26 protein-coding genes are annotated in these 24,591 nt (G+C 66.5%); 15 read left to right on the top strand and 11 right to left on the bottom strand.

Annotation, left to right across the window (positions count from 1 at the left end):
* Positions 1-53: 53 nt before the first annotated feature.
* Positions 54-1,418, top strand: a complete 1,365-nt coding sequence (locus tag QA609_RS05925; protein WP_343233788.1) for an AMP-binding protein — start codon at positions 54-56, stop codon at positions 1,416-1,418.
* Between the two features lie 378 nt (positions 1,419-1,796).
* Here QA609_RS05925 and QA609_RS05930 read toward each other — a convergent pair whose 3' ends face one another.
* Complete coding sequence (locus QA609_RS05930; protein ID WP_278301660.1) at positions 1,797-2,042, bottom strand: acetyl-CoA carboxylase; 246 nt, start codon at positions 2,040-2,042, stop codon at positions 1,797-1,799.
* Positions 2,043-2,228: 186 nt separating this feature from the next.
* On the opposite strand from QA609_RS05930, the gene QA609_RS05935 reads away from it, so the two are divergent.
* Genes QA609_RS05935 through QA609_RS05945 form a run of 3 tightly spaced genes read left to right on the top strand, consistent with a single transcriptional unit; the run spans position 2,229 to position 5,466 of the window.
* Positions 2,229-3,131: an allophanate hydrolase subunit 1 gene (locus QA609_RS05935; RefSeq protein WP_278301661.1), complete on the top strand. Its 903-nt coding sequence runs from the start codon at positions 2,229-2,231 to the stop codon at positions 3,129-3,131.
* Positions 3,131-4,096 carry a biotin-dependent carboxyltransferase family protein gene (locus QA609_RS05940; protein ID WP_278301662.1) on the top strand — a complete coding sequence of 322 codons (966 nt, stop codon included), beginning with the start codon at positions 3,131-3,133 and terminating at the stop codon, positions 4,094-4,096. Before QA609_RS05935 ends, QA609_RS05940 begins: the two co-directional genes overlap by 1 nt.
* A 17-nt stretch (positions 4,097-4,113) precedes the next feature.
* On the top strand, positions 4,114-5,466 hold the full coding sequence (locus tag QA609_RS05945) for an acetyl-CoA carboxylase biotin carboxylase subunit (RefSeq protein WP_278301841.1): 1,353 nt from the start codon (positions 4,114-4,116) through the stop codon (positions 5,464-5,466).
* A gap of 24 nt (positions 5,467-5,490) precedes the next feature.
* Here the strand turns inward: QA609_RS05945 and QA609_RS05950 are convergent, their stop codons facing one another.
* The 6 genes from QA609_RS05950 to QA609_RS05975 all read right to left on the bottom strand — a co-directional run bounded on the left by QA609_RS05950 (position 5,491) and on the right by QA609_RS05975 (position 11,564).
* A complete protein-coding gene (locus QA609_RS05950; protein ID WP_278301663.1) occupies positions 5,491-6,252 on the bottom strand; it encodes a 5-oxoprolinase subunit PxpA in 762 nt (253 codons plus the stop codon).
* A gap of 113 nt (positions 6,253-6,365) precedes the next feature.
* Positions 6,366-7,268 (bottom strand): DUF6293 family protein, encoded by a 903-nt coding sequence (locus QA609_RS05955; RefSeq protein WP_278301664.1) that lies wholly within the window; start codon positions 7,266-7,268, stop codon positions 6,366-6,368.
* Positions 7,269-7,322: 54 nt separating this feature from the next.
* Positions 7,323-8,954: a bacterio-opsin activator domain-containing protein gene (locus QA609_RS05960; RefSeq protein ID WP_278301665.1), complete on the bottom strand. Its 1,632-nt coding sequence runs from the start codon at positions 8,952-8,954 to the stop codon at positions 7,323-7,325.
* Between the two features lie 118 nt (positions 8,955-9,072).
* Entirely contained in the window at positions 9,073-9,687 is a 615-nt protein-coding gene (locus QA609_RS05965; protein WP_278301666.1) for a hypothetical protein, read from the bottom strand.
* A 141-nt stretch (positions 9,688-9,828) separates the two neighbouring features.
* Positions 9,829-11,298, bottom strand: a complete 1,470-nt coding sequence (locus QA609_RS05970; RefSeq protein WP_278301667.1) for a sodium:solute symporter family protein — start codon at positions 11,296-11,298, stop codon at positions 9,829-9,831.
* Positions 11,295-11,564 carry a DUF3311 domain-containing protein gene (locus QA609_RS05975; protein ID WP_278301668.1) on the bottom strand — a complete coding sequence of 90 codons (270 nt, stop codon included), beginning with the start codon at positions 11,562-11,564 and terminating at the stop codon, positions 11,295-11,297. Before QA609_RS05975 ends, QA609_RS05970 begins: the two co-directional genes overlap by 4 nt.
* A gap of 172 nt (positions 11,565-11,736) precedes the next feature.
* On the opposite strand from QA609_RS05975, the gene QA609_RS05980 reads away from it, so the two are divergent.
* Positions 11,737-12,540, top strand: coding sequence for a helix-turn-helix domain-containing protein (locus QA609_RS05980; protein WP_278301669.1), 804 nt, complete (start codon positions 11,737-11,739; stop codon positions 12,538-12,540).
* Between the two features lie 128 nt (positions 12,541-12,668).
* Positions 12,669-14,051 (top strand): DNA primase DnaG, encoded by a 1,383-nt coding sequence (dnaG, locus tag QA609_RS05985; protein WP_278301670.1) that lies wholly within the window; start codon positions 12,669-12,671, stop codon positions 14,049-14,051.
* A 57-nt stretch (positions 14,052-14,108) separates the two neighbouring features.
* Here the strand turns inward: dnaG and QA609_RS05990 are convergent, their stop codons facing one another.
* Positions 14,109-15,362 carry a transposase gene (locus QA609_RS05990; RefSeq protein WP_278301671.1) on the bottom strand — a complete coding sequence of 418 codons (1,254 nt, stop codon included), beginning with the start codon at positions 15,360-15,362 and terminating at the stop codon, positions 14,109-14,111.
* Positions 15,363-15,514: 152 nt separating this feature from the next.
* Between QA609_RS05990 and QA609_RS05995 the strand changes: the two genes are divergently transcribed.
* A complete protein-coding gene (locus QA609_RS05995) occupies positions 15,515-15,673 on the top strand; it encodes a hypothetical protein (protein ID WP_278301672.1) in 159 nt (52 codons plus the stop codon).
* On the opposite strand, the gene QA609_RS06000 is transcribed toward QA609_RS05995, so the two are convergent.
* On the bottom strand, positions 15,670-16,995 hold the full coding sequence (locus QA609_RS06000; RefSeq protein ID WP_278301673.1) for a DUF92 domain-containing protein: 1,326 nt from the start codon (positions 16,993-16,995) through the stop codon (positions 15,670-15,672). The genes QA609_RS05995 and QA609_RS06000 overlap by 4 nt on opposite strands.
* A 148-nt stretch (positions 16,996-17,143) precedes the next feature.
* Between QA609_RS06000 and QA609_RS06005 the strand changes: the two genes are divergently transcribed.
* Positions 17,144-17,749 (top strand): undecaprenyl diphosphate synthase family protein, encoded by a 606-nt coding sequence (locus tag QA609_RS06005; protein ID WP_278301842.1) that lies wholly within the window; start codon positions 17,144-17,146, stop codon positions 17,747-17,749.
* Positions 17,750-17,808: 59 nt separating this feature from the next.
* The gene (locus QA609_RS06010; protein WP_278301674.1) at positions 17,809-18,270 is read left to right on the top strand and encodes a hypothetical protein; all 462 of its coding nucleotides are present in this window, start codon (positions 17,809-17,811) and stop codon (positions 18,268-18,270) included.
* Between the two features lie 64 nt (positions 18,271-18,334).
* Here QA609_RS06010 and QA609_RS06015 read toward each other — a convergent pair whose 3' ends face one another.
* A complete protein-coding gene (locus tag QA609_RS06015; RefSeq protein WP_278301675.1) occupies positions 18,335-18,553 on the bottom strand; it encodes a hypothetical protein in 219 nt (72 codons plus the stop codon).
* 50 nt (positions 18,554-18,603) lie between these two features.
* Complete coding sequence (gene uppS, locus QA609_RS06020; protein WP_278301676.1) at positions 18,604-19,536, bottom strand: polyprenyl diphosphate synthase; 933 nt, start codon at positions 19,534-19,536, stop codon at positions 18,604-18,606.
* Between the two features lie 201 nt (positions 19,537-19,737).
* Between uppS and QA609_RS06025 the strand changes: the two genes are divergently transcribed.
* From QA609_RS06025 to lwrS, 6 genes are all read left to right on the top strand, one after another.
* Positions 19,738-20,142 carry a DUF5778 family protein gene (locus QA609_RS06025; RefSeq protein WP_278301677.1) on the top strand — a complete coding sequence of 135 codons (405 nt, stop codon included), beginning with the start codon at positions 19,738-19,740 and terminating at the stop codon, positions 20,140-20,142.
* A 116-nt stretch (positions 20,143-20,258) separates the two neighbouring features.
* Complete coding sequence (locus tag QA609_RS06030; RefSeq protein ID WP_278301678.1) at positions 20,259-21,740, top strand: aldehyde dehydrogenase family protein; 1,482 nt, start codon at positions 20,259-20,261, stop codon at positions 21,738-21,740.
* Positions 21,741-21,869: 129 nt separating this feature from the next.
* The gene (locus tag QA609_RS06035; protein ID WP_278301679.1) at positions 21,870-22,526 is read left to right on the top strand and encodes a bifunctional precorrin-2 dehydrogenase/sirohydrochlorin ferrochelatase; all 657 of its coding nucleotides are present in this window, start codon (positions 21,870-21,872) and stop codon (positions 22,524-22,526) included.
* The gene (hemA, locus tag QA609_RS06040; RefSeq protein ID WP_278301680.1) at positions 22,523-23,836 is read left to right on the top strand and encodes a glutamyl-tRNA reductase; all 1,314 of its coding nucleotides are present in this window, start codon (positions 22,523-22,525) and stop codon (positions 23,834-23,836) included. Before QA609_RS06035 ends, hemA begins: the two co-directional genes overlap by 4 nt.
* 51 nt (positions 23,837-23,887) lie before the next feature.
* Complete coding sequence (locus tag QA609_RS06045) at positions 23,888-24,169, top strand: 4a-hydroxytetrahydrobiopterin dehydratase (protein ID WP_278301681.1); 282 nt, start codon at positions 23,888-23,890, stop codon at positions 24,167-24,169.
* Complete coding sequence (gene lwrS / locus QA609_RS06050) at positions 24,169-24,561, top strand: LWR-salt protein (protein WP_278301682.1); 393 nt, start codon at positions 24,169-24,171, stop codon at positions 24,559-24,561. Before QA609_RS06045 ends, lwrS begins: the two co-directional genes overlap by 1 nt.
* Positions 24,562-24,591: the final 30 nt, after the last annotated feature.

Raw genomic sequence — 24,591 nt, forward strand, 5'->3', positions numbered from 1 at the left:
AGACGGCCCGTGCCGTCCGATGAGTTATGGACGTTCCCGTGGGTGGTCCGTGTATGGACACGGCACCGAACCTCGCCGACTACGAGGGGCTCTCGGAGGTCTTCGAGTGGGACAGCATCTACGCCGACGCCGACTGGGACGCGCCCGACGAGATCAACGTCGCCCACGAGGTCTGTGACCGCTACGGGACCGATCGGGGCACCGTCGCGCTGTACTTCGTCGGGAGCGACGGCGAGCGCGAGCGGATCGCGTTCTGGGAGCTCGCGCAGTGGTCGAACGGGTTCGCGAACCTGCTCGAGGACCTCGGCGTCGAGCGCGGCGACCGCGTCTTCGGCTACATGCCCCGGCTGCCCGAGCAGTACGTCGCGATGCTCGGCTCCCTGAAGGCGGGCTGTGTCTACGGCGGGATCGACCCGCAGTTCGGTCCCGAGGGGGTCGCCTACCGGCTCGCCGACGCCGAGGCGAGCGTCGTCGTCACGACGCCCGAGAACCGAGACACCCTCGAGACCGCCCTCGAGGACGTCCCCTCCGTCGAACACGTGATCGTCGTCAGCGACGACGGCGTCGGCGTCCGCCGGGGCGACGTCAGCTACTACGAGGCGATGGACCGCGCGAGCAACGAGTACGAGACCGTCCGAACCGAGGGCTCCGATCCCGCCCTGCTGTACTACACCAGCGGCGCCACGGGGCCCGCGAAGGGGATCGTCCACGGTCACCGCTGGGTCGTCGGTATCGCCGCGGCTCAGCTGTACGCCGCCGACCTCCAGCAACACGAGACCGACCTCTACTGGGGTACGGGCGACCGGGGGTGGCTCACGGCCCCGGTCAACGCGCTCGGCGTCTGGTTCTGGGGTCACAGCATCCTCGCCTACGAGGGCGCGTTCGATCCCGACACCTGGACCACGTTGCTCGAGGAGTTCCCCGTCACCGTGCTCTCCGGGGTTCCCGCTCACTACCGTCGGCTGCGCGAGGAGGCCGACGCCCTCGAACCCGACGAGCTGGATCTTCACCGGGCGATGAGCACGGGCGAGCCGCTCGATTCAGAGCTGATCGAGTGGGGCGAGGAGACGCTCGGAACACCGATCGCCGACAGCTACGGCCAGGCCGAGACGGGGAACATGCTGATCAACACCTACCCGTCGATCGAGACCAGACCGGGTAGTATGGGGAAACCGCTGCCCGGCGTCGAGGCCGCCGTGGTCGATCCCGACACCGGCGACGAGCTCGAGGCCGGCGAGACCGGCGAGATCGCCGTCGACGGCGAGTTCCCCTCCTTCTTCCTGGGGTACTGGGAGGACCCCGACCGCACCGAGGACGCGTTCGTCGAGGACTGGTATCTGACGGGCGATCTCGGGCAGGTCGACGAGGACGGCTACTTCTGGTACCAGGGCCGGGCCGACGACGCCAGCGAGCGGTAGCGCGTTCCGGTCGGCCCGGAAGCGCTCCGTTCTCGTGAACGTGGTCGTCAGCGTCGACTCGCAGATCGGGTGGTTCCCCGTCGAACGTGCCGCTCCGGACTACGATGCCGTCACGGAGCTCGCTGCGGTCCCGATGTCTGATTCCGCCCTCGAGCGGACGATCAATCCGTTCTTCGTTCTCTGTGGTGGTCGTGAGCTAAGCGACGCGCTCGGTACAGCCGACATCTGTCGGCGCTGGTGCGACCGTCGTACTCAAGGCTGATTCCATCGACGTCGACGAGTGAGCGACCGTCGTCGCCTGCGCTCGAGAACAGTCGAAAGCGGCTACGGGCGCGGCACCGGCGACAACAGTGGTCGATCGTCGATCAGGGGCCAGCGTCAGTTGGTTTCGAGAACCAGCAGGTCGTCACCGGCGTCGATCTCCTGTTCGTTTTCCGTGACGAACTCCGTGATCGTTCCGTCTGCCGGAGCCGTGATATCGTGGAAGTTCTTCATGACGCCGACCAGTCCGACGACGTCTCCCTCGGCGACCTCGTCGCCCTCGTCGACGAAGGTCTCCTCGTCCGGGTCGGGTCGCGTATAAAAGACGCCGGGTATCGGTGACTGGATGTGTTCTGTCGTCATCTACGAAATCTTACGACGCAGTACAGGCCCCGCGCATATAGACTTTGACAAAGCTACCCCTGCGACAGTCGCCTGTAAACCCGATTGTAGCGGTTCGTTTACGAAAACTGGTACTGATAGCGACAGTTCCACAGCCGTGCTCTAGTCGGTATCTATACAGTGACAACCGTTCTCTCACCCGGTAGGATGAGTGACCGAACGATAGCGAGACAGGAGCTGCCGTCTCCGCGATACGAGTACGGCGGGGACGATTGGGTGTTCGTGGAACTCGACGAGGCGATGAGTTTCGACGCGAACTTCAAGGCGCAGGCGATCACACAGGAGATCCGACGGAACAGTCTCGAGGGGCTTATCGAGGTCGCACCGTCGAACGCCTCCTACCTGATCCAGTTCGATCCGAGCGTGCTTCACCCGGACGAGTTGATCGACGAGCTGAAATCGCTCGAGGACGAGACCGACGTCTCTGAGTACCAGTGGGAGGCTCGCGTGTTCGACGTTCCGGTCTTCTACGACGATCCGTGGACCCACGAGACAGTGATGGACTTTCGAGAGCGCCACCAGGATCCGGACTCGACGGACCTCGAGTACTCCGCCGAGATTAACGGCTTCGACTCCGTCGAGGCGTTCATCGACCACCACTCCGGCGCGCCGCACATGGTGACGATGATCGGCTTCGTCCCCGGGCTCCCGTTCTGTTTTCAGATGGTTCCTCGCGACGAACAGATCGAGGTTCCGAAGTACGAACAGCCGCGGACGGCGACGCCGAGCCGAGCGATCGGATTCGGCGGCGCGTTCACCGCGATCTACCCCGTTCCCGGAGCCGGCGGCTATCAGCTCTACGGTCGAACGCCCGTCGAGGTGTTGGACGTCGATCAGGAGCTGTCGGGCTTCGAGGAGTCGATGGTGCTCCCGAACCCGGGAGACATCCTCAACTTCCGGCGGATCGACCGCGAGGAGTACGACGCGATCCGCGAGGCGGTCGAGGACGGAACCTACCAGTACAACTACGATCGGGTCGAGTTCGAACCGCAGGCGTTCTTCGAGGATCCGCGCGGCTACAACGAGCAGTTGCTGGAGGTGCTCGACTGATGCGTGTTCTGGACGGCGGACTCGTCACGACCGTACAGGATACCGGCCGCTACGGTCACTACCACATCGGCATGCCGCCCTCGGGCGCGATGGATCAGTTCGCCCACACGGTCGGCAACTGGCTCGTCGGAAACGACGACTCCGACGCGACCCTCGAGATGACGTACATGGGCGCGGACGTCGAGTTCGAAGACGACGCCGTCTTCGCCGTTACCGGTGCGGACATGGACCCCTCGCTCGAGGACGAACCGGTCCCGACCTGGACGGCCGTCCGGGCCGAGGCCGGCGACACGCTCAGTTTCGAGTTCGCGACGGAAGGTGCGCGTTCGTATCTCGCAGTCGCCGGCGGGATCGACGTCGAACCGGTGATGGAGAGTCGATCGACGTACACCCTGATCGGAATCGGCGGCCACGAGGGGCGGTCGCTGGAGGAGGGAGACGAACTGCCGATCGGCGAGGCGGCGGCGGACGCCGACGAAATGGTCGGCACCTCGATCGGCGAGGAGAGCCGACCGGATTACTCGACGACCGAGATCAACGTCGTGATGGGGCTCTGTGACTACCGGCTCACCGACGAGGGACGACGGCGGTTCCTCGACGCCGACTGGACGGTTTCCGACGAAGCTGATCGGGTCGGTTACCGGTTCGAGGGGCCCGATATCACCGATATGTTCGAAGAGCGCGAGCAGCCGTTCGGTGCCGGACCGGACGTCACCAACGTCGTAGATCTCGGCTATCCCGTCGGCTCCATCCAGATGGCCGGACAGCCGATTATTCTGATGCGAGACGCCGTGACGGGCGGCGGATACGTGACCGTGGGGACCGTCGTGAGTCCCGAGCGCGACGCGCTCGCTCAGTGTCGAACCCACAACACCGTCGATTTCAACGCCGTCGACGTCGAGGAAGCCCTCGAGATCCGTCGCGAGCGAGACGATCTCCTCGAGGAAATTCGGGGGTCGTTGTAGTGGAGACTACCCAACAGATGATCGACAAAGTACTCGTTGCGAACCGAGGCGAGATTGCAGTCCGCGTAATGCAAGCGGCGACCGAACTCGGAATCGAGACGGTCGCCGTCTATAGCGACGCCGACGAGACGGCAAAACACGTCCGCCGCGCCGACGAGGCCGCCCACGTGGGCTCCTCGGTCGCCGGCAAGAGCTACCTCGATCAGGACTCGCTCCTGGAAGCGGCGGCCGAGACCGGCGCCGACGCGATCCACCCGGGCTACGGCTTCCTCGCCGAGAGCGAGTCGTTCGCTCGCCGCGTCGAGGACTCCGAGTTCGTCTGGGTCGGACCGCCGGCGGATGCGATGGCCGACTTCGGCGAGAAGACCAGGGCTCGAGCCATCATGGACGAGGCCGGCGTCCCGATCGTTCCCGGAACCGACGAACCGGTCGACGACCCGGAGCGGATCAAAACGTTCGCCGACGACCACGGTTACCCGGTCGCGATCAAGGCCGACGGCGGTGGCGGCGGACGCGGCCTGAAGGTCGTTAACGGACCCGAGGAGGTCGACGAACAGTTCCGGAACGCCAAACGCGAGGGGGAGGCGTACTTCGACAACGACGCCGTCTACGTCGAACGCTTCCTCGAGAACCCGCGTCACATCGAGGTACAGGTCGTCGGCGACACCCACGGGAACGTGCGACACCTCTACGAGCGCGACTGCTCGGTCCAGCGTCGCCAGCAGAAGCTCATCGAGGAGACGCCCTCCCCGTCTCTGGACGAGGCGACTCGGGAGGAACTCTGCGAGGCCGCTCGAGCGGGCGTCGCCGAAGCCGGATACAGCAGCGCCGGGACCGTGGAGTTCCTCTACGAGGACGGCGAGTTCTATTTCCTCGAGGTGAACGCCCGGATCCAGGTCGAACACACGATCACCGAGGCCGTGACTGGGATCGACGTCGTCAAAGAGCAGTTCCGGGTCGCCGCCGGCGAGGAACTGTCGTTCGAGCAGTCCGAGGTCGAACCGCGGGGCGCCGCGATGGAGTTTCGCATCAACGCCGAAGATCCCTTCGAGGAGTTCAATCCGACGCCCGGGACCCTCGAGACGTATCGTCCGCCGACGGGAACGGGAATCCGCGTCGACGACGGCGTCAACGAGGGCGACAGGATCAGCCCGTTCTACGACTCCCTCGTCGGCAAATTCGTCGTCACCGCCCGGGATCGGACGGAGCTCCTCGAACGCAGCAAGCGCGCGCTCGAGGAGGCCGAGATCGAGGGGATCTCGACGACGATTCCGTTCCACCTCGCGGTGCTCGAGGACGAGGTATTCGTCGAGAGCGATCACACGACGAAGTACCTCGATCAACAGTTCGACGGACTGGACGACGCCTGATCGACGAGGTGGCGACCGATCCGATCACACGAGTTCGTCGAGGCGAGCCAACTCGATCCCCGCTGCCTCGAGTCGGTCGTGGATCGTCTCGAGCAACTCGACCGAGTTCGGACCGTCACCGTGGATACAGATCGACGACGCGGGAACGTCGATCGTCGTTCCGTCGACGGCCTCGACCTCGCCACGCGTTGCGATGGAGACGACCCGGTCCGCGACCAGGTCCGGATCTTTCGGCTCGACTTCCTTCTCGACGATGAGCGTTCGATCGGGATTGTAGTCGAGGTCGACGTAGCCCTCGAAGACGGCATCTAGTTCGTCGAACTCCTGGGCGACCTCGTAGATGTTCATGTCGGTTGCCAGGTAGACGAGGCTGGGGTCGACCTCCAGGATACCCTCCATGACGGCACGACAGTGGGCGTCGCTCTCGGAGAGCATCGAGTACATCGCGCCGTGCGGTTTGACGTGCTGGACGGACGCGTTGTGGCGGCTCGCAAACGCCATCAGTGCGCCCAGCTGGTAGACGACGTAGTCGCGAACCTCGTCGGGAGTCGCGTCGATCGTCCGGCGTCCGAACCCCATCCTGTCCGGAAGGCCGGGGTGGATTCCGATCCCCACGTCGTGTTCTGCGGCCAGTTTGACGGTTTCGCGAAGGACGTGCGGATCGCCCGCGTGGTAGCCGGCGGCGATGTTCGCGGAGGTGATGTACGGCATCACCTCCTCGTCGCGGCCCATCGTCCAGTTCCCGAAGCTCTCACCCATGTCACAGTTGATATCGATTGCAGTCATCGTCGAGTGTGTCGTACGTTCGTCACCCCCACACTTGAGCGTCGCGAGAGCGATCTCCGAACCGCCTCCGACCGGCGCTGCCACGACCGTCGAAACACGCCGACCGTGCGGTGCTATGGCTCCGAGCCGTCGTTGGAGTGCGCCCGCACCCACAGCTCGCCGATCCGCGAGAGCCGCGTCCGGTAGGACTTCCCGTGTTCCTCGCGTTCGATATACCCCTTCCCGCCGGGGCCGAGCCGATCGACGTTGTAGATCACCTTCGAGCGGAAGCTGTCGGTGTACTCCTCGTTGAGCTCGCGGGACAGCGCCTCCGCCAGCTCGGAGACCGAAGCGAACTCGCCGTCCTCGCCGAGCTTGTACAGGATGAGCTCCTCGAACGGCTTGACGTTCGAGAAGGAAGCGACCGGGAGTTCGACGACGTGTTGCCCGCCGATCTCCTTCGCGCCGATCGTCGTCCCGCGCTCGTCGAACTCCGCGAGCAGCGCGCGGGCACTCTCGAGTCTGGTCGTGACCCGATCGTCCTCGAGGTCGCCCTCGCGCTCGAGGTCCTCGAGCAGGTCGATCCCCTCGCGCAGCTCCTCGGCGAGCTCGGTCTCTAAGTACTTCTCCGGGGCGGTGTAGTAGGTGTGGATCGCCTCGCGCTCGTCCTGGCGTTCGACCATCAGCGAGTTCGCCGCGGTCGCGAACGCGAAGCTGACGGTGCGGGGCATCGCGGCGACGTTGACCCAGACCTCGTGGCCCCGATCGAGCTCGGCGGTGATGAGGTTGTACGCCTGCTCGAACGCATCGTCGTAATCGTAGACGTCCTCGAGGACGAACCGTTCGGTCTCGGCGCCCAGCAGGTTCCGGAAGTCGGTCTCGAGTTTCTCCGAGAGGTGGCGGGAGTACTCGACGTTGGCCTCGCTGCCGACGGCGCCCTCGAGCAGGACGACGCGGTCGACGTCGATCTGATCGCGGACCAGCGGGGCGATCAGCCGGTCGTAGTCGAAGCCGACCGGGACGATGTGGGTTTGCATAGCCGATACTTCGTCGGCGTCGTAATGAAACCAGTGAGGTCCGTCGCCGATCGCTCAGCTCGAGCCGTCCGTCGACGGGCGGTCGGATTCGACATTCGTCCGCGTCGTGTCGGGTTCGTCAACCACCGCCGCGACGATCTTCTGCTGGGCCGAACGGAGGTGTTCGTGGAACGTCGCGGGCGTAATGCCCAGGGTCTCCGAGATCTCCTCGCCGGAGCTGTGTCGAGGCCACTCGAAGAAGCCGGCGTAGAACGCCGTCTCGAGGACGGTGCGCTGGCGGTCGGTCAGGACGCCGTAGAGGTGGTCCTGGATCTGGGCGATCGACTCGTTCGAGGGCGTCACCTGTCGCCGGGCGATATTCGTCGCTTTCGGATACACGTCCCGGATCGCCTCGGTCACGGCCCGAACGTCCGCGCTCTCGGGCAGGTGGATCGTCATGCAGTAGTCGCCGCCGTCGATGGTGGCGGACTCGACGTAGCCGCCGTGGGAGGCGACGACCGAGAACAGCGGCGGCGACGTGATCGTGAGCTCGAACGTGATCTCGCCCGCCGACTCGTCGAGTACGGTTGCGTCCTCCCAGTGTGGGACCCGCTCGACCAGCGCCTCGACCTCCGGAAACGCCTCGACGCTCGTCACGCCGTACTCGAGGAACCGCTCGTCGTCGACCCGGACGACCCGCTCGAAGGAAACCTGTCGGTCGGCCATCTCCGGGCCGTCGAACAGCTCGACCGCGTTCTTGATCTCGTACTCGAGTTCGATCAGCTCGTCGGCCATCAGGGCGCGCTTGCGCTCGATGGCGGCGATCGCGTGTCCGAGGATCTCGCCGAGCTGGCCGATCCCATCGGCGACCTCCTCGGTGAAGGCGCACCGGTGTGCGCTCGTTACGCCGAGGACGCCGTAGAGGCCGCCGCTATGGACGATCGGGATCGCGGCGGCCGATCGGTAGCCGAGCTCGCGTGCGTCCTCGCGCCAGGGCTCGAAATCGGGGTCGGCGAGGACGTCGTTCGACACCTGTAGCTCCTGGGTGCGGATCGCCCGGCCGGCCGGACCTCGACCCGCCGGCTCGTCGGGATCGATCGAGAGCGGAATGCGTTCGACGTAGCCCTCGACGCCGGCCTCGGTCCGCTGGCTCATCTCCCCCGACGCCGAGTCGATGCCGGCTACGAACGCGAACTCGTAGCTCGGCGCGTCGGCCAGCGTCTCGCAGGTCACCCGCTCGAGCTCCGCCCGGCTCGAGTCGGCGACGATCACGTCGTTGATCGCTCGCATGACCTCGTAGACGCCGTTCAGCGCCTCCATTCGCTCGCGCTGGCGCTCGAAGCGCTGCTCGCGCTCCTTCCGTCTGCTCACGTCTCGGAGACAGCCCGTCAGACCCGAGCCTGCGGGCTCGAGGCGCACCTCGAACCAGGTCTCGGCGGGCGCGTGATAGGTGTCGGCGGTGACCGACTCTCCGTTCTCGAGCGCCCGTTCGTGTGCGCCGTCGAACAGCGATCGAAGTCGTTCCGGGATCGAGACCCCTGTTCGGTCCGTGTCGAGGAGTTCGCCGACCCGATCGTTGACGAAGACGCACTCGAGGTCGGCGTCCAGGACGTACACGCCGTCCGGGAGTCGATCGAGAAGCGTCCCCGCGCTCTCGACGTCGCCGCTCTCGAGGAGCGCTGTGACCTCACGAGAGTCCTCGTCCATAGCCACAGAGTGTTGCTCAGCACAATAAGGGTACTACATTATTGAACAGGAAACTGCCGATGAACAGTACAGTATCGTTTCAGACTAGTATGTACTCCGGTCGACCGCTCCTCGTCCCCTACTCGGATGCGCTGTCGGGATCGACCGACCGAATCAGCGCCGCGATCGTCTCGCGATCGCGCTCGGGATCGACCTCGAGCCCGCCGAGGGTCTCCGCGACGCCGTCGGGTAGTTCGAGCGGGAGGGTTCCGCCGGCCATCCCGTAGGCGTCGTCGGTCGGCCAGATTGCGATGTTCGTCTCGGCAGGGATCGTCGCTCGGTCGGTCTCGAGGTCGGGCGAGAGCGGATAGGAGACGTCGAGGACGTACCAGCGTCCCGCCGTTCCGTCGGGGCGCTCGAACGAGAGCGTCTCGCGGGTGTCCTCGACGACGACCCCCTCGTCCTCGACGACGTCGACGAACTGGCGCCTTGCCTTCGGCGCCGCGGTCGACAGGACGCTCTTGGGCGAGACGCCGACGACCGACAGCGACGGTGAAAACTGCATATCGACGGTGAACAGCGACTGGACGGGGATGTCGCTCGCGCCGAGTGCCGCGAGGGACGTCGCCTCCTCGGCAGGTTCGTAGACGGTCGTTTCGGCGGTGATCGTCGCGATCAGGACGTTCGACTTCCCCGTTCGGGTTCCGGCGCGGTGCCACGTTCCGGGGACGGCTTCCGGCAGCGCAGACGTCATGACGAGCGGTACGCAGTCACCCCCTTTCGGTGTGTTGCTCTCGTGTGCCGCCGCGCCGTCGTACGGAACGCTGTGACGATTTGCCGGCGCGACCGCCACGCGTTCTTCGGTTGCACCGGAAACGACGTACAGCGGTCGGTATCAGTCCGCCTCGAGTCCGTCGAAGTAGATTGCCCGGCGCTCGTCGGGCGCGGGCGTCGTCAGCAGCGAGACGCCGACGGTGACGACGAGGCCGAGCCCCATCCCGACGAGCCCGGCCGTCCAGCCTGCGTACGCGCTCGGAACGACGGTGGTGAAGAGACTCGAGAGGTAGAACGTCTGACTGACGAGGATCCCGGCCGTGATCCCGGCCCGGGTCGTCTTCCGCCAGTAGAGCGCCACCATCACGGGAAGGGCGAGCTGGGCGAACCCGCTGAACGCCGCGTCGCCGAGCTCGAACAGCGTCGCGGGCTGGAGGAGGCTGCCGAGGAACGCGGCCGTCGCGAAGCCGACGACGCCGACGCGGGCGAGCAGGTCCTCGCGGCGCTCGGAGAGGTCGGCCTCGACGGACGGCCGGTAGAGGTCCCGCGTGAAGTACGACGAGCCCGAGAGCAGCATCGAGTCCGAGGAGGACATCATTGCGGCCATCGCGCCGGCGATGACCAGCGCGGCGAACCAGACGGGCGTGAACTCGGCGAGGATCACGGGAAGGACGTTCTCGCCCTCCGGAATCGCGACGTCGAGCCCGCGGGCCCACGCCCCGAGCAGGAACGAGGGAACGAACAGCAGGACACAGAGGATCGGCCAGAGGGCAAACGACCGTTTCAGGACCGTCTTCGAGCCCGCGGCGAAGAAGCGCTGGTTCACCTGCGGGAACATCGCGACGCCGAACCCGATCGTGATCGCCGTCGAGAGCATCCACTGGACGGTGTAGAAGTCGCTGCCCAGCGCGAGGTGGTGGGCCGCCTCGGCCTCGAGCGCGCTCGAGGCCGCGCCGGGACCCCCGACGGCGGCCAGCACCCAGACGAGGGCGATCCAGGTGGTGACGAGCATGAACGCCCCCTGGAGGGTGTCTGTCCAGGCGATTCCCCGAAAGCCGGCGACGACGACGTAGAGGATCATGAACGCCGTGATGAGCCCGGCGCCGACGGCGTACGGGACCGCGCCCTCGGTCAGCGCCTGTAACGCGGTGCCGGCGCCGACCTGCTGGAGCATCACGTACGGAAACAGCCAGAGCAGGCTGATGCCCGCGACGAGCCCCCTGAGTCGGCGCGAGGCGAACCGGTCGCCGAGCATCTCGCCGAGGGTGACGTACTCGTACTGTCGGCCGAGGAGCCACTGCTTGTAGCCGATCACGTACCAGAGGATCGCGAAGATGATCCCGTCCATCAGCCCCATGACGAGCACCCACTCGGGACCTTGCTGGTAGGCGACGTTCGGTCCCGCGAAGAACGTAAACGCCGACAGCAGCGTCGCGAACGTCGTAAACAGCAGGACGATCGTCCCCACCGTCCGGCTCGCGAGGTAGAAGTCCTCGGCGGTCCGATCGGTCAGGCGGTAGGCGACCAGCCCGATCGCCAGCGCCAGCAGGAGGTAGCCGACGATGATTCCAAGCTGGATCGCGACCGTCACCGCCGCTCACCCCCGGTGTCGGCCCTCGAGGCCGAACCCGGAGAATCGTCCCTCGAGTTGCCGTTCGATTCGATCCCGATCCCCCAGAACCGGCGGGCGAACAGCCAGAACACGAGCGAGGCCAGCCCCATCCAGCCGACGTGCCACCAGAGCCAGAGCGGGATCCCCGCGACGAGCGTCGCGTCGCCCCAGAGGAACCACGGGATCGTGAGCGCGCTCAGTCCGACCGCGACGACGATCCATCCCCACAGCGCCGGGCGTGACATACGTCGTCGTTCGTTCCCACGTGGGTAACTGTTACTGTTCGATACCGGCTATTGAATAGATTTTTCCATCGGTGCGTCGGCTCCCGTCACGTCCGGCGAATTTCGTTAGGTGAAACCGTCGTTTCAGGGAGGAAAAGGGGTATATGTGTCGGGAATCGAATGGGTATAACGCATGGCTCGGCTGTTCCCCTTCCGGTCGGAGCCGGAGTCCGAGGAGGGCCAGCCCCGGATCGTCGACCTCGAGGGGGAGGACGCCGACGCGGTGTTCGGCGCCCTCTCCTCGACGACCGCCCGCCGGATCTACGCACGGGTCGACGACGAACCGAGTACGCCAAGCGACATCGCGGAGGCGATCGACTCCTCGATCCAGAACGTCCGCTACCACCTCGAGAAGCTGGAAGACGCCGGGCTAGTCGAGGTGGTCGACACCTGGTACTCCTCGCGGGGCAACGAGATGAGCGTCTACGCGACGACCGACGGCCCGCTGATCGTCACCAGCGACGAGTCGACAGCCTCGCAGCTGCGGGCGGCCCTCTCGCGGTTCGTCGGCGGCCTCGCCGGGCTGGCGGGTGCGAGCCTGCTCGTCCAGTACGGCGTCACCCGCTGGGTCGGACGGGACGGGGCGGGAACGGCCCCGGGGGCGGCCGACAGCGGGGACGCCGCCGACACCGCGGGTGACGAGGCCGTAAGCGAGGACGCCGCGAGCGACGATGGGGAGACCGAGGACGAAGGAGTAGGTATCGCCAGCGAGGACGCCGAGGAGCCGGATCGGACGGACGACGCCGCGACGGACGAGCCCGGCGCGAGCGACCCGAACGGGGACGGCGCCGAGGGGATCGACGTGATCCTCGACGGCGGCGAGACCGCGGAGGCGGTGTTCGCGACCGTCCCGCCCGGACTGTTGTTCTTTCTGGGCGGGCTGGCGGTGTTGCTCGCGGTCACGTGTTACTGGTACTGGACCCGGCCAGCCTACTAACCCGACTGTCGCACCGCCCGGGCACCTCCAGGTCAACAGCTATTTGCGTCTCACTGCCCTCACTCTAGGTAACTTCCCGGACGTGCGATCTCGTCTCGGTGTCCCCGTCCCGCCGGGGACAGATCTCCATGGAAGACACCTCGAAATACCATATCCACGCGAACGTGACGGCTGACGGGGTGGTCGAGCGAAGCGACGTCGTCGGTGCGATCTTCGGCCAGACGGAGGGCCTACTGGGCGACGAACTCGACCTCCGCGACCTCCGTCAGTCACAGAAAGTCGGCCGTATCGACGTCGAAATAACTAGCACCAAGGGCCAGTCACACGGAACGCTCACCATCGCGACCAGCCTCGACAAGGTCGAGACCGCGACGCTCGCGGCCTCGCTCGAGACGATCACCCGTGTCGGTCCCTGCCGTGCCTCCCTCGAGGTGCGCGAAATCGAGGACGTCCGCACGGCCAAACGAAAGGAGGTCGTCGATCGGGCGAAGGAGCTGCTCCGAACCGGGTTCGACGACTCGATGATGACCTCCGAGGAGATCCTCGCGGAGGTCCGCCAGCACGTCCGCGTCGAGGACATCACCGAGTACGAGGGGTTACCCGCCGGCCCGCGGGTCACCGACAGCGACGCGATCATCGTCGTCGAGGGTCGCTCGGACGTGCTGACGCTGCTGAAGTACGGCGTCAAGAACGCCATCGCCGTCGAGGGGACGAACGTCCCCGACGCAGTGGCCGAGCTGACCCGCCACCGAACGGTCACCGTCTTCCTCGACGGTGATCGGGGTGGTGACCTGATCTTCGAGGAGCTCTCCCAGGTCGGCGATATCGACTACGTCGCCTTCGCCCCCGCAGGCGAGTCCGTCGAGGAGCTCGACCACCACCAGCTGTTCGCCGCGCTGCGAAACAAGGTCCCCTACGACAGCGTCTCCGGACTCAGCGAACCCCGGGAGGCCGTCGCCGCGACCGACGGGAGCGCAACGCCGGCGCCGCCGACGTCCTCGCCCCACACGATCGACGAGGAGTCCCCGGACGGTCCCTCGACCGGGGCGAACCGCCAGCCGAACGGAACCCAGTCGTCGGGTACGGGCTCAAGCGCGTCGGCGTCGTCGACCGAGTCCGAAACCAGAGCGGAAACGCAGACGGAGTCGAGTTCTCCGGACGCCGACCCGACGGCCGATGAGCCGTCAGTCGACGAGGGGCCACAGACCGTCTACGGTCACGCGACCGTCGTGATCGCCGGCGACACCGATCAGGTCCGGTTCCTCGACGCCGACGGCGACGTCCTCGAGGAGGCGCCCGCGGGCGACGTCTACGACGCGCTCGAGGCGGCCGAGACGGAGCCGACGACGATCGTCCTCGACGAAATCCTCGACCAGCGGCTGCTGGATCTCGCTGCCGACCGCGGCGTCGACAGGATCGTCGCCCGCTCGCTCGGACAGTTCACCAAGCGACCGACGGCGGTTCAGGTCCACGCGCTCGACGAGATCGCCGACGCGCCGCCGACGGAGTGAGCTCTCTCCGGTTTGCAAGCCGCTCGCAGCACCCTCGCCGTCCGAGGAGTTGTTGAGCTACCCCCCGCTAAAGCGGTGGGATTCAGCGTAGACTCCCGTTCTGGCCTCAGTTGAGGCAGGAGAATAGCCTCCGTTTACGTTCATCATCCCGCTGTTCAAGCGCACGCCCAAAGGTGCGCCTCCATCATCCCCAGTTTGGTTGCGACGGAGATACCGCAAACCGATGTTCTTCGCGGCGTTGTAGTCCGCGTGATTCTCATACCCGCACTTCAAGCACTCGAACTCCTCGCTATCGCGGTTGTCTGGATGAGTGAACCCGCAGTTCGAGCAACGCCGCGACGTGTTTTCGGGGTCAACCTGTTCTACGTCGATACCGTGTTCTTCGGCTTTGTACTCGACGTAGTTGTACAGGCGGTTGAACGCCCATTTGTGACCCCACGAGGCGCCAGTTCGCTCACGGATATCGGTCAAATCCTCAAACACGATGACTGAACATCTGTTTTCACGGGCTTCCGCGACGAGTTCGTTGCTAATCCGGTGGAGCATCAGCTTGAACCGTCCTTGTTCTTTCCGCCCGACTGATTGGATGTTCTCGTGGGCCCACCGTGTTCCGCATTGCTGGAGCGAGCTACGGCGTTTTTCGTACTCGCGTCGCCAGTGGTCGAACTCGTCGCCCGTCCAGAACGCACCAGTACTGGTGACGGCGAGGTTGTTCACGCCGAGGTCAACCCCGAGAACCGTTCCGTTCTCGGGTGTTGCCTGTTCCGACGTGTCGGACTCCAGTTCCAGCTTGCAATGGATGTGAAGCACCCACTCACCGTCGCGGTAGTGCAGTTCCGCACCCGTCGTTTCGTACTTGTCGGAGAATAGGTACTCGGAGTGCGGTGTGTCGCTGTCCTCGTCAGGTAGCACATAGCCTGCTTCAACGCGACCGTCCGTGGTAGCGAGGCTCACGTAGTCGTCGTGGAAGGTCGCAGTGCGGTGGTCGTAGACGACGTGTGGGCTGGTGAAGGTGGGTTTGGACGCTTTCTTCCCGTTTTTCCAGCGGGCGACGACGCTTTTGCAGGCTTCGGCAGCCTTGTTTCGAGCGGCTTGCACGAGGCCACCGTTGAACTCGTCGGTCTTTTCGCGCACATCGTCGTAGGTTTCGTCGTCCAGTGTGGTTTTGCTGGTGGTAACGTACTCGCCTTTGAAAGCGTGGTCTACGACGTATTGTGCCGACCAGAGGAACGTGGCTACGGTATCTTCGAGGAGTGCGGCGTCGTCGCTGTCCACATCGAGCGCAACGGGGACTGTACGCCGCACGTCCATATCTTATATGTAGAACTGGTATTTCTTAATAATTGGGGAGTCGGACTACCACCGTAGCGTGGTTTGATCCAGGAGTGACGGATTCATCCCACGGCTAAAGCCGTGGGTTTTCTCCTGTATTTCGTATAACCGAGCACATCGTCCGGACGTCCATGTCCCCATCCGCTTTTGCCGCGGTCGCCCTGCTCGGTCTCTGGGTCCTGATGATGTTCGCCGTCACCGCCGCCACCGGCGAGGATCAGCTCCGCACAACCGCGTGGCTCGACGACTCGACGGCTGACGGTTGCAAGCGCTCGAGATCGAACGATTAGCCGAGCAACGCGAACGACAGTCCGAGCAGCGCACAGACGATCGCGCCTGACAGCGTCGCCAGGAAGTTGACGCCCTGGTTACCCAGCAGCGGCCCCTCGAGGGTCGCCCCGAGGAGGCTGTCGACGGTCATCCCGACGAAGCCGGCCGTAACGATGATCGCCGCGCCGACGACGCCGACCTCGGCGAACAGCGCGTAGGAGATGACCGCGACGATCGCCGCGCCGACGATCCCGGCGATCTCCCCCTGCCAGGTGACGCCGCCGTCGGTACCGGGCTCGACGGGCTCGAGCGTGGTTATCAGCCGCGGTTTCTCGAAGACGCTGCCGATCTCGCTCGAGAGGGTGTCGCTCATCGCGGTCGCGACGGAGCCGGCGAACGCGAACAGAAACAGCTCGGAACCGATCGGGAGGAAGGCGGCCTCGCTGGCGGCGTAGCCGAGGACGGCGACGAGCCCGACGGCCGCGTTACCGAGGACGTTTCCGGTGCCGCGGGCGCCGTTGTTGTCCTCGGCGACGCCCAGGTCTTCCTTGCGATCGTAGCGGAACTTCGTCGAGAGCCCGCCGATCGCAAAGAAGGAGATGAGGACGACGAACCAGCCGTACCCCCCGAGCACGATCGTCAACAGGCCGAGCAGGACGCCAGTGAGCATCCCGGCGATCGAGGCCGTCTCGAGGGCGTAGGAGGCGTAGCCGAGCGCGGCGGTGATCGCCAGCGCGACCGCGATCTCGGCCGCACCGAGGGTGGGATCGAGCTCCGCGAGCAGCCAGAGCAACAGCCCGACCGACAGCATGACGACGGGATCGTCGTAGAGCAACAGGACGTCGCGGAGCAGGGCGGCGAGCAGGGCGCCGCTGGCGGCGAGAAACAGGATCGTCGGTAGGGCCGACGGGATCGAGCCGCCGGTAACGGTGACCGTCGCCGCCTGGCCGAGGACGGCCGCGACGGTCGCGATGAGACAGAACCCCGCGGTGTGGACGACGTCGCTGTCGGTTCGCGTTCGGACGAGGCGCTCGCCGAAGTTTCCGTAGCCGATCAGAAACACCGTTCCGACGAAGATCGCGCTCGTCATCGAGGACTGAACGGCGAGCAAGCCGAGCGCGACGCCGGCGAGGACGAACGCGATGAGTCCGTAGAGGCGCCCGTCCTCGTAGTCGTCTGGATAGGCCAGCAGGTCGAAGATCGGCCCGTCAGTAACGGCGACCGCTCCGAGCAGGATGACCGCGGCCAGCGCCGCCGCGATCTCGGGGCCGAGAAGCGGTACGGCGAGCGAGAGCGTACACAGCAGCGCGAAGACGCCGGCTCGCCGGACGGGTTCTGTCACGGTAAGCGGTCCTTTCTGTGGGGATTACTTGAACCTTCGTGAACCGGCTCGAGCGCGATTTGTGGCGGGTAGCGGTGCTGAAGCGGGCGTCTGACGGATCCGAATCGAACCCGTAACCGGTATGCCACCGGCCCGGAAACGGGAGGGCGTGGGTCTGTACGAGCGCTACCTCTCCGTTCGCATCGGTCGGCACGACGCCGACAGCCCCGACCACGTCGCGCTCGTGATCACCGAGCGGGACCTGCTCGAGCGCGGGGCCTACGAGACGCTCTCGGCGTTTTTCGACTGGGCGTTCGAGTACGCCACCCGGGTGACGGTCTACGTCAGCGTCCTCGACGCCGCCGCGATCCCGGCCCTGCAACGGGAGCTCGAGGCCGTCGACGCCCCTCGCGAAGTCGCCGTCCGCACGCCCGACGACCCCAGCCAGGCCGACGCCCCGATCCAGATCGGGATCGGCCTCGGCGGGAAACACGAGTTCACGAGCGCCGTGCGAACGCTGGCCGAGAGCGTCGAGGCGGGCGAGCTCGAGCCCGAGGAGATCGACGACGAGCGCGTCGAGGACCACCTCGTCTTTCCCTCCGAGCCCGACCTGGTGATCAAGACGGGCGCCGAACGGCTCTCGGATTTCATGATCTGGCAGTCGGTCTACTCGGAGCTGTACTTCACCGACGTCAACTGGCGGGACTTCCGTAAACGAGACTTCCTGCGGGCGGTCCGGGAGTACTGCAACCGCTCGAGGCGGTTCGGTCGGTAGCCCACCGGGAACTGGCTCGGGACAGAAAGTACGTATAGGCGGCGAGCGCGTGGCACGGTATGGACCGGAGACGGTACCTCGCCGCCTGCCTCGGCGGAGCCGTCGGACTGAGCGGCTGTCTCGGCTCGCTCGAGGGCGAAACCGACGACAGCCCGGACGTAGACGGCGCCGAACCGGAGTTTCAGCCGGGGACAGCGGGCGAACTCGAGCTCGAGGCGAACGGCGTCGTCGGACTGAGTGTTAGCGCCCCGGGCGACACCGGGTTCGCGGGCCTCGACGATGCACCGGTCGAGCTGGACCTCGGCCGCGGTTCGCCGACGCCCTCACCGGACCGCCAGCTTGACTCCTTTCCACCTGTCTGGCTCTGGGACGATCGAACCGACGTCGAGATCCGCCTCCCGGTGACCGTCGCGGAGGACGCACCGCCGGGAGAGTACCCCTACGGGATCACGGTCTACGGAGACGACGACCGCGAGGATTCCAATCGGTTCGAGTTCTCGATCACCGTGCTCGAGAGCTGACTCGGGGACTCGCGCTGCGGTCGATCGCGGAACTGCGATCCGGTTCGTCACGCTCGCCCGAGCCCTACGCCTCCGGTTCGGGGAACTCGACGTAGGCGAACAGCGTCACGAGGATCCCGACGGTCAGCAGGAAGAAGCCGCCGCCGATCGCGAGAAACTCCGCGGGCTGGGTGTAGTCGGCGGCCGTCTGGGGGTGGCGAAGCACGCCGGCGCTCCCGAGCACCAGGAACGACGCGAGCCCGGTCCCCGTCGCGGCGAGTCCGACCGCGAGCTGGCGGTCCATACCCCGCGTTGGGAGCCCGTCCGATTGTAGGTTTCGAGACACGGCCGGGCTCAGTCGGCGGCGGGACCGCTCGAGTCGACCCCCTCCAGTTCCTCCTCGTCGGGCTGTTCGGCGGTCGGCAGCGAGTCGCGGAACCGGTCGACGATCGATCGCGCCTCCGCGAGTTCGGGATCGCTCATCGCCCCGAGCAGGGCCAGCGCCCGGCGGGCGCGGGTTCGCCGCCAGGACTCCTGGCGGTGCTCGTACGTTCGGATCCCGCGCAGGAAGTCGGGCTTTGAGAACTCCGGCCAGTAGGGGGTACAGAAAAAGACGGCGGCCTCGTTGCCGTTGGCGTGCCAGGGTAGGAAGTTCGAGGTCCGCTCGTCGCCCCCGGTTCGGATGATCAGATCGACGTCCCGAACCGGCTCGTCGTACAGCCGCCGTTCGATCGCCTCGACGTCGATCTCCTCGGGGTCGACCTCGCCGGCCTCGACGTCGCTCGCGACGCCTCGGGCGGCACAGAGCAGCTCCGAGCGGCCGCCGTAGGCCAGCGCGATGTTGAGCACGAAGCGGTCGTAGTCGGCGGTTCGCTCCTCGGCGTAGTCGACGGCCTCACGGACCCGATCGGGTAGTCGGTCGATGGCCCCCAGCGCGCGGATCTTGACGCCGTTGTCGTGGACGCGCTCGGCGTCGGCGAACTCCCGGAGTTTCTCACAGAGCAGATCGTACAGCGCCTCGCGCTCCTCGGCCGGCCGATCGAAGTTCTCCGTGGAGAACGCGTAGAGGGTGAGTTCCTCGACGCCGACCTCCTGGCACCACTCGAGGACGCGCTCGGTCGTCTCGGCGCCCGCGCGGTGGCCGTCGGTCGCGTCCGCTCCCTGCCGGCGCGCGTACCGGCGGTTGCCATCCTGAATCACGGCGACGTGGGTCGGCACACCGTCGATCTCCCTCGAGAGGAGCTGCTCGTACGCCGCGTCCACGCGCTCACGGAGCCACCGATTCATCACTCGACGTGATGAGGACCAGAAGTATGTGTCTTGTGTGTTACTCAGCGGTATCGATACACACTGGCATACGGACCGTTGTCGCTCCATACCGACGGTCGCTCCACCGGAACAGCGATCGCCGATACAACGCTACACCGATCCGTATCACGCCGGGAGCAATCGTGACCGCTATCAGGTCGGAGGTTCTCGTCTCGGCCGATGAGCGACACACTCGACGACGATCTCTACCAGCGAACGAAGGCGTTGCTCGAGCCCGGCGAGGTCGACCTCAACGGCGCGATCGTCCACACCGACTACGACGGCAGCGAGGACGTCCGGATGATGCAGGCGACGATCGACGTCGGCGATATCATCGCCGAGCACTCGGGGTACGACCCGAAAGACTGCTACGTCTACTCGGGCAACGACGACCCCGACTTCTCCTCGAACCAGCACCAGGGGCTCACGCTCGAGGACGAGGAGTTCGTCTGGGAGTGCCAGCAGCTGCTCCGAGAGGGGAGCTTCGACATCGTCATTTACTACGAGGCCAGCGCCGACCACGAGGCGATCCTCGAGGAGATTGAGGAACTGGGCCACGACGTCACCGGCGTCGAGGGCGAGTAGCGGGCGGACGACGCGGAGGCGGGCGAGAAGTCGGCCTCGCGGGGCTCGCCGCAACCGACAGTCGGGTTCGCCGTCCGTGACCGTTTTGCTCCCGACGCGCGTAGCGTCGGCGCTCGATGTCTCTACCAATCACCGACGACTGGAGCGAGCTGTACGTCGACGGGGAGTGGACGCCGTCCGAAAGCGGCGAGGAGCTGACCGTCGAGGATCCCTCGACTCGGGAGTCGATCGCGTCGGTTCCCGCAGCCGTCGAGGACGACGTCGATGTGGCCTACGAGGCCGCCGCGGCCGCCCAGTCGGCGTGGGGCGATCGCCCGCCAACCGATCGCGAGGAGCTGTTGCAGGGCGTCGTCCAGGAACTCGAGGACCGCCACGACGAGATCGTCGACCTGCTCGCGAGCGAGGCCGGCGGCTCGCAGATCATGGGCGAGACGTCGCTCGAGCTGGCGACCGATCAGGCCGCCGAGGCGGCGACGCTGCCTCGCCGGATGAAAGGCCAGCACGCCGCCTCCAACGTCCCAGGGAAGGAAAACGTCGTCGAGCGCGTCCCGGAGGGCGTGGTCACGGTTATCTCGCCGTGGAACTTCCCGCTGAACCTCTCGATGCGGGCGGTCGCACCGGCGATCGCCGCCGGGAACGCGGTCGTGCTCAAGCCCGCCTCGAACACGCCGATCACGGGCGGGCTGTTGCTCGCGAAACTGTTCGAGGCAGCGGGCGTTCCCGACGGCGTCCTCAACGTCGTCACCGGGAAGGGATCGGAGATCGGCGATCGGGTCGCCGGCCACCCCGAAAGCGACGTCGTCGCCTTCACCGGGTCGACACCGATCGGTCGCCAGGTCGCCGCCACCGCCGGCGAGAACCTCGCTGAGGCCGCGATGGAGCTCGGCGGGAACAACGCCCACATCGTCACCGAAGACGCCGACCTCGAGACCGCCGTCGACGCCGGCGTCTTCGGCACGTTCGTCCACCAGGGACAGGTCTGTATCTCGATCAACCGCCACCTGGTCCACGAGGACGTCTACGACGAGTACGTCGAGCGCCTGACCGAGCGCGCCGAGTCGCTGCCGGCTGGCAGCGCCCACGATCCCGACACGGTCGTCGGTCCCATCATCGACGAGTCCCAGCGCGAGGAGATGCTCGGCTACGTCGAGGAGACCGTCGAGGCGGGCGCGACCCTCGAGACGGGCGGCGAGACGGTCGAAATCGACGTCGACGACTCGCTGGTCGTCGCGCCGACGGTCCTCTCCGGCGTGACAAACGAGATGGCCGCAGCCTGCAACGAACACTTCGGCCCGATCGCGCCCGTGATCCCGTTCTCGGATATCGACGAGGCCGTCGACCTCCACAACGCCGTCGAGTACGGCCTCTCGGGGTCGGTCCACGCGGGCGACGTCGGCGCGGGACGGCGGATCGCGGACCGCCTCGAGACGGGGATGGTCCACGTAAACGATCAGCCGATCAACGACGAGGCCCACGTCCCCTTCAGCGGCACCGGGGCCTCCGGGATCGGCGGCTACAACGCGGAGGCGTTTCTGGAGGAGGTCACCGAACGGAAGTGGCTCTCCCTGCAACACGACGACCGGGAGTACCCGTTTTAGCCCCGCCGAGTCGCTTATGAGGGACGCGTCCCGACGATCCCGTATGCGTCAGCCGTCGTCCGCCGCGGTCGTCGCGGGAACGACGGCGAGATCGTCGTCGGTTCGACGATCCGATCGTTCGATACCACCATGATTCCGCTACTCCACGACTTCACGGGGACGACGGTGCTCGTCTTCGGCGGCGGCCCGGTCGGTGCTCGAAAGGCCCGGCGGTTCGCCCGCGAGGCCGAGGTGATCGTCGTCAGTCCCGCCTTCGCCGACGAACGGTTCGGCGACGCCGACCTCGTACGGGCCGCACCCGAGCCCGGCGACGTCGACGGCTGGCTCGAGCGCTGCGAGCCCGCGCTGGTCGTTGCCGCGACCGACGACGAGGCGATCAACGAGGCGGCCGCGCGGGCCGCCCGGGAGCGGGGCGTGCTCGTCAACCGCGCCGATCGCTCGGGCGAGCGAGATCCCGGCAGCGTCGTCGTTCCCGCGACCGTCCGTGAGGATCCCGTCGTCGTCTCGATCGCGACGGGCGGAACCGCCCCCGCGCTGAGCAAACACCTCCGTCGGGAGTTCGAGGACCAGCTGGCGGGTGCCGGCGAGATGGCCCGGGTCTGTGCGGCGCTGCGGACGGAACTCAGATCGCAGAACGTCGATCCGGTCCGTCGGCGCGAGCTTGTCGGCGATGTCGTCAAATCACCGGACGTTTGGACAGATTTACGTACGGGAGCGTCCAACCCATCCCAAGTGATCGAGGACGTGCTGAGTGAGGAACGGGCGACGGAGCGTGATCTGCCATGAGTGGGGTTATCACGGCTGCACGCGTGACACACGACAGCGGGAGCGTCGACGATCTCGCGGCCGCGAGCCCCGACAGCCAGCGAGCAGCCGTCAGGGCCCTCCGTAGCGTTCCCGAGATCGAGGAGGCGTACGTCCTCTCGACGTGCAACCGAGTCGAGGCCTACGTCGTCTCGAGCGACGCGACGCTCGGCCGGGCCACGCTCGAGGAGTTCTTCGCAACGACCGACGACGACGCGCTGGTCGTCACCGGCCACGACGAGAGCCTGCGCCACCTGCTTCGGGTCGCCACGGGACTCGAGTCCGTCGTGCTCGGCGAGGATCAGATCATCGGCCAGGTCCGGACCGCCTACGAGGACGCCCGCGGCGGCGGCGGCATCGGGCCGATGCTCGAGGCCGCCGTCACCAAGTCGATTCACGTCGGCGAGCGCGCCCGCACGGAGACCGCGATCAACGAGGGCGTCGTCTCGCTGGGGTCGGCCGCGACCCGGCTCGTCGCCGACGACGTCAGCCTCGAGGGTGCGACGGGGTTGATCGTTGGAGCCGGCGAGATGGGCCGGTTGGCGGCCCGTAGCCTCGCCGACGCCGACGTCTCGAAGCTGCTCGTCGCGAACCGCACCGTCGACCGCGCCGCCCACCTCGCTGACGAGCTCGCGGTCGACGTCGACGCCGTCCCGCTCGGGGCGATTGCCACCGTCGCCGACGACGCCGACGTCGTGATCGCGGCGACGGGTAGCGACGAGCCGGTGGTCGAACCCCACCACCTCGCAGACGGGTCCGATCAGGTCGTCGTGGATCTGGGTCAGCCCCGCGACGTCGCGCCCGCGGTCGGCGGCCTCCCGTCGGTGACGGTGTACGATCTCGACGACCTCGAGTCGATCACGGCCGAAACACGGGAACAGCGCGCCGACGCCGCGACCGAGGTCGAGGCGATGATCGATCGGGAGTTCGAGCTGCTGTGCGATCAGTACAAGCGGGCCCGCGCCGACGAGGTCATCGCCGCGATGTACGAGTCGGCCGACCGGATCAAGGAACGCGAACTCGAGCGGGCGATCGCCGAACTCGAGAAGGGCAACGGCTCCCAGCGCGAGGTGCTCGAGGCGATGGCCGACTCGATGGTCAACCAGCTGCTGGCCCCGCCGACCAAGAGTCTTCGGGAGGCCGCCGCGGAGGACGACTGGAGCACGATCAACACCGCCCTGCAGCTGTTCGATCCCGACTTCGGCGGCGAGCCGCCCCGGTCGCCCTCGATCGCCGCGATGGCCGAACTCGACTCCGCCGACGTTCAGGTCGGTGTCACCGACGACGACTGACCACGATCCAGACGGCACAACCGTTATTTTCGTCCCTTCCGTTCGTCCGCTATGGCAGACCTGCTTTCGGACGACGAGATCGACGCACAGCTGCCCGACGGCTGGGAGCGCGAGGACGACGAGATCGTCCGCACCTACGAGTTCGACGACTATCTCGAGGGCGTGAGCTTCGCCGGAGACGTCGGCGAGGTCGCCGAGGAGCAGTTCCACCACCCCGAGATCCGCATCCGTTACGAGGAGGTCGAGGTTCGGCTGACCTCCCACGAGGAGGGTGGGATCACCGACGCCGACATCGAGATGGCGGAGCTCGCCGACGAGGAATACGGCGGCTGATGGACGCCGCCTACGTCTTTCGCGTTCGGCTCCGGCTCGAGCCGGCTACGGGAGGCGTTCGGGTCGACGGCGACTCCGGCGAGACGACGGTGACGGTCTCGCGGGACGCCCCGGAGCCGGGCACGGAGGGATGGCTGTTCTTCCGGAACACGCTCTGGCGGGGCGAGGTCGGCGACGCGGAACACGCCCGTCGGTTGGCCGCCGACTGGCTCGGCGAACCCCTCGGCGCGATCGAGGCCGTCTCCTTCCGGGAGCTGCGGACCGACGAGGCCTACCTCGAGGCGCTGAAGGCCGAAATCGCCGACGACCTCGAGGCGTTCAACGCCGACGACGTCTCCGAGGTGCTCTCGAAGTATCTCGGCTCGAGCGTTCACGTCGTCGACGAGCCGTGAGCCGAGCGACACGCATTTATCGCTCAGCCC

This window comes from Natronococcus sp. A-GB7 (assembly GCF_029688865.1).
Taxonomy (GTDB): domain Archaea; phylum Halobacteriota; class Halobacteria; order Halobacteriales; family Natrialbaceae; genus Natronococcus.